This is a genomic window from Micromonospora sp. URMC 107 (genome assembly GCF_051386315.1).
In the GTDB taxonomy this organism is placed as follows: domain Bacteria; phylum Actinomycetota; class Actinomycetes; order Mycobacteriales; family Micromonosporaceae; genus Micromonospora.
This window is the reverse complement of record NZ_JBPQTK010000313.1, coordinates 1-385: the sequence shown is the minus strand read 5'-3', so window position 1 is coordinate 385 and position 385 is coordinate 1. Positions and strand designations below refer to the sequence as shown.

1 pseudogene is annotated in these 385 nt (G+C 79.2%); it reads left to right on the top strand.

Going from position 1 to position 385, the window contains the following annotated elements:
- Positions 1-385 (top strand): annotated as a pseudogene (locus ACSNN9_RS28680) (hypothetical protein); the annotation flags it as partial.

Genomic DNA, 385 nt, shown 5'->3' with positions numbered 1-385 from the left:
CGTACGTCGTGTTCAAGGTCTGGCGCACCCTCTACCACGTGCCGAAGCCGAAGCCCCAGCCCGGCGTGTACGGCCAGCCGCAGCCCGGGTGGCCCCAGCAGCAGGGCGGCTACCCGGCCCCCGGCCAGCAGGTTCCCGGTCAGCAGGTTCCCGGCCAGCAGGGCGGTTGGCAGGCGCCGGGCCCCTACGGCGCCCCGTACGGCCAGCAGCCCGCGCCGTTCGCCGGCGGCCCGCAGCCGGGCTCGCCGTTCAGCCCGGCGCCGCAGTCGGCGCCCCCGGCCGCCCCGACGCCGCAGTCCGCGCCGCCGTTCGGCCAGCCGCAGAGCGCCCCGCCGTTCGGCCAGCCGCCCTCGGCCGACCCCACCCAGGCGATCCCGCGCCAGTC